This window comes from Rhodococcus phenolicus (assembly GCF_001646785.1).
Classification (GTDB): domain Bacteria; phylum Actinomycetota; class Actinomycetes; order Mycobacteriales; family Mycobacteriaceae; genus Rhodococcus; species Rhodococcus phenolicus.
This window is the reverse complement of sequence record NZ_LRRH01000168.1, coordinates 1-6642: the sequence shown is the minus strand read 5'-3', so window position 1 is coordinate 6642 and position 6642 is coordinate 1. Positions and strand designations below refer to the sequence as shown.

The 6642-nt window shown below is 64.1% G+C and carries 9 protein-coding genes; 4 read left to right on the top strand and 5 right to left on the bottom strand.

Annotated features, from left to right (window positions below):
- Positions 1 to 115: 115 nt before the first annotated feature.
- Together A8G15_RS31585 and A8G15_RS31580 are read right to left on the bottom strand one after the other, a co-directional pair.
- Positions 116 to 577, bottom strand: coding sequence for a transposase (locus A8G15_RS31585; protein ID WP_068166554.1), 462 nt, complete (start codon positions 575 to 577; stop codon positions 116 to 118).
- Positions 574 to 882, bottom strand: coding sequence for a transposase (locus tag A8G15_RS31580; RefSeq protein ID WP_068166559.1), 309 nt, complete (start codon positions 880 to 882; stop codon positions 574 to 576). Before A8G15_RS31580 ends, A8G15_RS31585 begins: the two co-directional genes overlap by 4 nt.
- Positions 883 to 1283: 401 nt before the next feature.
- Between A8G15_RS31580 and A8G15_RS28450 the strand changes: the two genes are divergently transcribed.
- Positions 1284 to 2678 carry an IS1380 family transposase gene (locus A8G15_RS28450; RefSeq protein ID WP_068166553.1) on the top strand — a complete coding sequence of 465 codons (1395 nt, stop codon included), beginning with the start codon at positions 1284 to 1286 and terminating at the stop codon, positions 2676 to 2678.
- Between the two features lie 431 nt (positions 2679 to 3109).
- On the opposite strand, the gene A8G15_RS28445 is transcribed toward A8G15_RS28450, so the two are convergent.
- The 3 genes from A8G15_RS28445 to A8G15_RS28430 all read right to left on the bottom strand — a co-directional run bounded on the left by A8G15_RS28445 (position 3110) and on the right by A8G15_RS28430 (position 5330).
- Positions 3110 to 4195: a hypothetical protein gene (locus A8G15_RS28445; RefSeq protein ID WP_156665613.1), complete on the bottom strand. Its 1086-nt coding sequence runs from the start codon at positions 4193 to 4195 to the stop codon at positions 3110 to 3112.
- 362 nt (positions 4196 to 4557) lie between these two features.
- Positions 4558 to 4857, bottom strand: a complete 300-nt coding sequence (locus tag A8G15_RS28435; RefSeq protein WP_156665612.1) for a hypothetical protein — start codon at positions 4855 to 4857, stop codon at positions 4558 to 4560.
- 284 nt (positions 4858 to 5141) lie between these two features.
- Positions 5142 to 5330 (bottom strand): hypothetical protein, encoded by a 189-nt coding sequence (locus tag A8G15_RS28430; protein WP_068166546.1) that lies wholly within the window; start codon positions 5328 to 5330, stop codon positions 5142 to 5144.
- Between the two features lie 133 nt (positions 5331 to 5463).
- On the opposite strand from A8G15_RS28430, the gene A8G15_RS31575 reads away from it, so the two are divergent.
- From A8G15_RS31575 to A8G15_RS28415, 3 genes are all read left to right on the top strand, one after another.
- The gene (locus tag A8G15_RS31575; protein ID WP_068166544.1) at positions 5464 to 5670 is read left to right on the top strand and encodes a hypothetical protein; all 207 of its coding nucleotides are present in this window, start codon (positions 5464 to 5466) and stop codon (positions 5668 to 5670) included.
- 228 nt (positions 5671 to 5898) lie between these two features.
- Positions 5899 to 6090, top strand: a complete 192-nt coding sequence (locus A8G15_RS28420; protein ID WP_068166557.1) for a hypothetical protein — start codon at positions 5899 to 5901, stop codon at positions 6088 to 6090.
- A gap of 127 nt (positions 6091 to 6217) precedes the next feature.
- Positions 6218 to 6514 carry a hypothetical protein gene (locus A8G15_RS28415; protein WP_068166542.1) on the top strand — a complete coding sequence of 99 codons (297 nt, stop codon included), beginning with the start codon at positions 6218 to 6220 and terminating at the stop codon, positions 6512 to 6514.
- The last annotated feature ends 128 nt before the right edge of the window (positions 6515 to 6642 follow it).

The window sequence follows — 6642 nt, the reverse complement described above, 5'->3', positions numbered from 1 at the left end:
CTCGTCGTCGGCTGATGCCGCCGCCGTGGGGCGGTGCTGACGCGTAGTAGTCCGAGGCCGGGAAAGCCGGTCACATGGCGAAGGGGTCCAGCGTGTTCGCAGCAACTAGGCTCCCTCAGCTTCCCGCTGCTGCGACAGCACGGCCGTGGTGGTCTCTCACCCCCACTCGGTTCAACAGCGCCTCGTGGCGCTCGATATCGGTGAGCCACAACCGGTTCGGAGCCTCCGCGGTGAAAATGCGGCCGACGAGATCGTCGTGCACCGGTGGCCCGGAACGGCCGCTCTTCGAGCCACGTTTCTTGCCGAAGGAACTCCACCACCGGTTCTCGGAGCAGATCCGCCAGGCCGTGCGGTCCGACATCCGCTCACCGGCATCGCGGGCCTCGTCGGCGAGGAATCGGTAGCCGAACTCCGGGTCCTCGCGATGGGCGTCGAACAGGGCATTCGCCCGATACGCTTCCTCGAGTTCGGCGTCGGTGACCGGGTCGGCGAGCCATCGGTAGTAGGGCTGGCGGGCGAGCTCGAGGACCCGGCACGACACCGCGACGGGGATCCCGTCCGCGGCGAGCTGTTTCACGAGCGGGTAGAGCCTTTTCCCGGAAGATTCGCCTGCGACAGATACGCGGCAGCCCGGCGGAGCACCTCGTTCTCCTGCTCGAGCAGCCGGATGCGTTTACGTGCTTCCCGCAGCTCGGCGCTTTCACCGGCAGTGGTGCCGGGTGTGATGCCGTCCTCGACGTCGGCGGCGCGCATCCAGTTGGTCAGGCACGATTCGCTGATGCCGAAGTCCGCGGCGATCTGCCGCAGGTGCTGGCCCGGTTCGCGGTTGCGGGCCACACGGACGACGTCGTCGCGGAACTCTTTCGGATAGGGCTTGGGCACGGGGTCCATCCTTCCAGCAGTGCCTCACGGCACCACAGTTCAGATGTCACCTATCCGTGCAGCAGTCCCAACCCAGGTGGCGCGACGGTTGCACGTCGATAAGTCGACCGTCAGTCGCTGGTGGAGGCTGTTCGTTGCCGCCGCCACAACCGAAGGATTCACGGTGCCGCCCTTGCCTGCCGCCGATGTCACCGGGAGAGTCCGCGAACTGCAACCGGCGTGACCCACACCGGCCAGGGGCCGGTAGGCGACCGAGAGGGTGGATCACGCCATACCTAGCCCGGAGCTTTCACGGAAATAACGAGCCGACCGAGTGTCGAACGCAAGGAATGGTGCCCTGAACTGCGAAGATATGGCTTGTCTAAGGTCATGTCCGCAACAGTTCGAGAGGCACCATTCCGGTGAGCAAGTCTACGTCCCCCTACCCACACGTGTCCGCATCGGCCACCGGAACCAGCCTCGTGTCGCATGCCGGCGCGATCCTGCTGCTGCGCACCGCGGAGAAAACCGGCCTCATCACGGCATTGACGACCGAACTCGGCCCGTTCCGCAAACCGTTGGCACGCCACGATCCCGGCAAGATCCTCCTCGACCTCGCGGTCTCCCTCGCACTCGGCGGAGACTGTCTCGCCGACATCGCACAACTACGCGCTCACCCCGAACTGTTCGGCACGGTTGCCTCCGACCCGACCGTCTCCCGCCTGATCAGCGTGTTGGCCGCCGACGCCGATACCGCTCTCGCTGCCCTCGGCCGCGCCCGCGCCACCGCCCGCTCCCACGCCTGGACCGCTGCCGGCTCCGCGGCACCGGATCACACCATCGACGAGCAAAAACCACTGGTCATCGATATCGATGCCACCCTCGTCACCGCCCACTCCGACAAAGAACACGCCGCCCCGAACTTCAAACGCGGCTACGGGTTTCATCCACTGTGCGCATTCGTCGACCACGGTGAGTACGGCACCGGTGAACCCGTCGCGATGCTGCTGCGCCCCGGTAACGCCGGCTCCAACACCGCCGCCGACCACATCACCGTCGTGCAGGACGCCCTCGCGCAGTTGCCGTTCGACCCGGGATATCGGGTCGGGAAGAAGGTGCTGGTGCGGATCGATGGAGCCGGTGGCACCCACTCCTTGATCGAGTACCTGACCAAGCGCAGACTCTCGTATTCGGTCGGATTCGGGTTGACCGACACGATGACCGCCGCCCTCGATCTGGTCCCCGAACAGGCGTGGACTCCCGCCTACGATTCCGACGGGCAGGTCCGCGACGGCGCCTGGGTCGCCGAGCTCACCGGCCTGCTCGACCTGTCGACGTGGCCGAAAGGCATGCGCGTGATCGTCAGGAAGGAACGCCCGCATCCGGGTGCGCAGTTGCGGTTCACCGACCGTGACGGACTACGTCTGACCGCGTTCGTGACCAACACCCGCCGCGGGCAACTCCCCGATCTGGAGTTGCGGCACCGGCGTCGAGCTCGGTGCGAGGACCGGATCCGGTCAGCGAAAGTCACCGGGCTACAGAATCTTCCGCTGCACGGCTTCGACCAGAACCGGATCTGGTTGGCGCTGGTGCAAGTCGCATGCGAGCTGACGACGTGGATGCAGATGCTCGCGTTCACCGAGGTTCCAGCGCGGCGGTGGGAACCGAAACGGCTACGGCTGCGGTTGCTGTCGATCGCCGGGAAGATCGCCCGGCATGCCCGCCGTGTTCGTCTGCGGCTGGCCGTCACGGCTCCTGGTGCCGATGTTCTCGTGGCCGGCTTGAACAGGCTCACGGCGCTACCTGCACCCGCTTGACCTGCACGTATCTTCCTCATTGAGACGAAAGGACGCTCAACTCGGGGCTGTGGACCCCGGCGTCACCCGACCGCGTCGGGCAGTCGATCGTGGCGCACACCGGATCCGCAGGTTTCCACATCCAATCTGAACTGCTCAGGCCGGCGCGTCACCCGCACGAAAGATCGAGGCTAAGCCAAATGTCCTAACTCAGGTGTGACACCGCTGGCCACGCGCCCCGGCTTGCCGATCTGCTGGGGATCGCTTGCATGTCACCGATAGGCCGGCAAGTAGATTCGCCTTGGTGTCGATACCAGTGTGCCCGGCAGCGAAGGAGGCCGTTGAACACAGATGACTACGCGACGCGTGATGAAAACAAACGAGATGGCGGCCTTTGAGTCAGCGCGTTAAGCATGGAGCGGGATGACATCACTCTGGCTAACCAGCCTGAGTCACTCTATTATCGGGACAGCCTCAACAGGCACAGTCAGCGGCGGACCCGAGTACGCCTTTCCGTAGCCTTGCGCCGTCACGGTCCAATCGGTTGTAACACCGGTCGAGTTTTTGTGGTCGTGGAGAACAAGAACAACATCATCGTTATTGCTCACCCAGACGGGATATGGCCGGAGATTCTTGAGGTCAATGATGATCTCGATCGCGTTGTGGAGATTCTGCCACTTGATCGGGTAGTCACGGGGACGAAGGTTGTCAAGGTTGCTCGGGCTGACTCCGGCCACCAGGAAAGGGTCGCGCCCGGGGGAATGACTGAGGGGAAAAAGTTTGGACCAGTTGAACCTGTCAGGGTTCTTCCAAGCTAATCCGAAGACGCCGTTGATCGTGATGATGATCTGTACATCATTCAGGAATACCTCCCCGGTGTTGTGCACTCGAAACTTCAAGCCCGGCCATGCTGTAGCGGCGAGGTATTGCTCGCACTCGGGCCATGTCGTATGAACCTCACGTTTCCAGATCTCAATGCGGCGATCGAGTTGTGCGGCAGTTTGGGGTTGGGGAGGCCGCATCCCGTGGTGCACCGCATTTGATAGGGCTCTCGCTACTGCCGACTGTCCGAACGACAACGTGTCCGCATTCGTGTCATTACTATGCCCGCTACCGCCTACTTCCTCCCGGGCCTTGCTGGCGCCGTTCTGGAGATGCCAGTCACGAAGGGCATCGCTCTGAGTGAAGTACCGCGCCGCACCGAGCACTTCTAATTCCATCGATATTGGCATCAGGCCGGGGTCGATATCGAGGTACTGCTTGCGGACATGTGACATCGGCGGCGAATCGAGGATGTGCGCGACTCTTTCGAGATGAAACAGTTCGACCTGTACTGCACCACGGAGCTTCCTCAGAGTCTCGCGCTCGCCAAGCCTGAGCTCTTGGTTTGTGACGAAGGCGACTCCGTGCGGGTCGTGTTTAACTGCCGCAGCGAGATCATTTTTGAGCTTCTCTTGGATCGTCCCGAACGTCTGTTGCCCCCGGGAAAAAATACACGACCATGATCCACGGCTGACCGTCTTTAGTGCACATGGCATCGCGGCCGCAATCCTTGCCGCCAAGTGGGTGCGACGGATCGATGTCCTCGAAGCCTTCGTGAGCGAGTATTTGAGCAGCTAAGCGCTCGGACGGAGTCTGCCCCGGCAAGGCCGGTGCCAGGTCTCGTCAAAACGCGTCATGTGTCCTCCATACGCGATCGCAATCGCCGACGGAATCATGCTCCTCGAGCGGGGTCCTGGGGTCACAGATAATGGACCGTAGCGGTCGAGATGGATCACGGAATTCACGTGGGCGAGGGCGTTCTCAAGGGATGTCGGCGTTCTAATCACGCACGTCGTGTCGGCAACTGGCCGGCTCGTACGGTTCGGGCTCGTCGCCTAGGGCCGCGCTATCGACACTGTCAAGCTGATAACGACCTTGAGCTCGCCACCGCGTCCGGCGATAGTCCGCCGCTTGCCGCAGCGGCAAGGAAGGTGCCGTTGGTCCATGTAGAGGGCACGAACCTATCAACCAGGGCCGTACCCGGGCGTCGGTCCTCGCGCCGGCGATCCGCCCGATCCATCTGTCGGACGGTGGTGATGGCATTGGCCAGACTCTGCATGAGGAGATCGGCAACGAGCTGCTGGATCACCGTTGCCGGATCGGCGTAGATGAAGGCCATCAGATGGAAAAGGATTTGGAGAGCATCGGAGAAATTCATCGCGGGGCCTTTCTGGTTGCAGGCCCAAGGAGGTTCTTGGGTTACAACTTGGTGCGGCCCAGCAAGGACTTCACAGGTTCACCGGAGTGCGTTCGTCTGGCGCGGTTCGCGACTACGCAAGATTCATTGCGCGGTGTGGCGTGCTGGCTCATTCCGATCCGCGGGGTCGTAGTCGACTGACTCGGCAGTTCGCGGCGGCGAAGCAGCCCTACGATCTTGGGGGACGTGTCGTTGTCTCTGTTCGACAGTGGTTTTCGGAACTCGGGGCCGCGGTACGCCGGTGGTCAGCGGCGGCGGTTGTCCAGCGTCGAGAGCAGGACGAACTTGGTGCCCATCAGATCGAACGCGGCGGCGCTGTCCCCGGCGATGAGGAGTTCGCGTTCGCGGGCGTGCAGCGCCGCGATGGCCTGTTCGAGTTCGTGATCGGTCATCGCATCGGCTGCGTCCCCGATGGCCTGCTTCGCTGCGTCCACGCGGCCACGCTAGCCGGTGCCGGACGATCCGCCAGCGCCGGGAACTTTGCTGCTGCTCGGCGCATCTCATTGGGTGATACCGGTGCGACAAGGACACCGGTTCCACCACGGCCGGACGATCCGGCCGGGGTGCGTGTCGACAACAGGAGGAACCAACAATGCGACGTTCGATCATCGCGCGGGCTCTGGTCACGGCGGCCACGGTGGGCACCGTCGGGCTGATCGGTGCCGGGCTGGCCAGGCCGCCACCGGAGGCGACTACTTCGACAGCGGCTGGACCGAGTCGACCATCGATCTCGGCGTCGAGGGGCAGGTTCTGATGCTCGAGACCGGCAAGTAGGCCGGCTCTTTCCTGCGGCGAAGTGCCGTGCCCGACGGGTGCGCACGTGCCCGGCATCCCTGCGCCCGGAGATCGGGAACGTCAAAAGGATGGTGGGACACGTGCCGCGGCACGGCACTTCGCGCGGGCGCTCCGCCGGCGTCTCGTCGCATCCGGAGGGTACGACCACGGCCCGCGCGTCGTGCGGTCGTGGAGGGTGGGTCGGTGGGATGTGCTGTGCTGGTGGCCATGCAAGCACCCCGCAAGACCGAGGCCGAGGCCCGCGCCGCTGTCGCGCAGATGGAACCGATCATGGCCATCGAAGGCCGGCAGATGAGCGATGGGGACAAGGACCTGCTCGTTGATCTGATCCGCGGGGTGATCACCCCCAGCGAGGTCGCGGCCGTCATCGCCCGCGAGGCGGGCTACGAGCTCGACTGAACCACCGCCCCTGTCCCTCTCACACCCACCGGTGTCGGTGCTGTTGTCTACGGTCGCCGGGCGCGCACAGCTCGCGCGTGCGGCCACAGACGAAACGGCCGCACCACGACAAGAGGGGGAGTGGTCGATGCTCGACGACGAGGACCGCGGGTATCGGGACGGCCGCCGCGCGGGGGCGCGGTTCGCGTGCAACCCGACACGCGAACCGAAAGATCCGACGATCCCGCGGTGGGTAAGCGATCCGCATGTCTACCTGCGCTTCTGGCAGGAAGGCTGGGTGCAGGGCATGTCCGATCCGGCCGGAACCCCGCTGCGGCATCCCCCGCCGCCGATCCGTATCCGCACCACCGCACCGACACCGTCCGCGACCGAACACCCCCGCCCCGTGAAGGAGAATTGGGTCAAGCCCCTGGTAGTGGTGTAACTCGTTTTTGATCCTTCGTTGGTGGTCGCGCGTCGCGCGATCATCACGCTCACACCCGTGGCCACAACTAGACCTCGCAATCATCTCGACCATGCTCCTCACCGGGCTACGGGTCAAGCCCCTGGTAG

Excerpts from the sequence above, each read along its gene's own strand:
- A8G15_RS28420 (WP_068166557.1), top strand. The coding sequence starts at position 5,899 with ATGCAAGCACCCCGCAAGACCGAGGCCGAGGCCCGCGCCGCTGTCGCG.
- A8G15_RS28445 (WP_156665613.1), bottom strand. The coding sequence starts at position 4,195 with ATGCCATGTGCACTAAAGACGGTCAGCCGTGGATCATGGTCGTGTATT.
- A8G15_RS28435 (WP_156665612.1), bottom strand. The coding sequence starts at position 4,857 with ATGAATTTCTCCGATGCTCTCCAAATCCTTTTCCATCTGATGGCCTTC.
- A8G15_RS28415 (WP_068166542.1), top strand. The coding sequence starts at position 6,218 with ATGCTCGACGACGAGGACCGCGGGTATCGGGACGGCCGCCGCGCGGGG.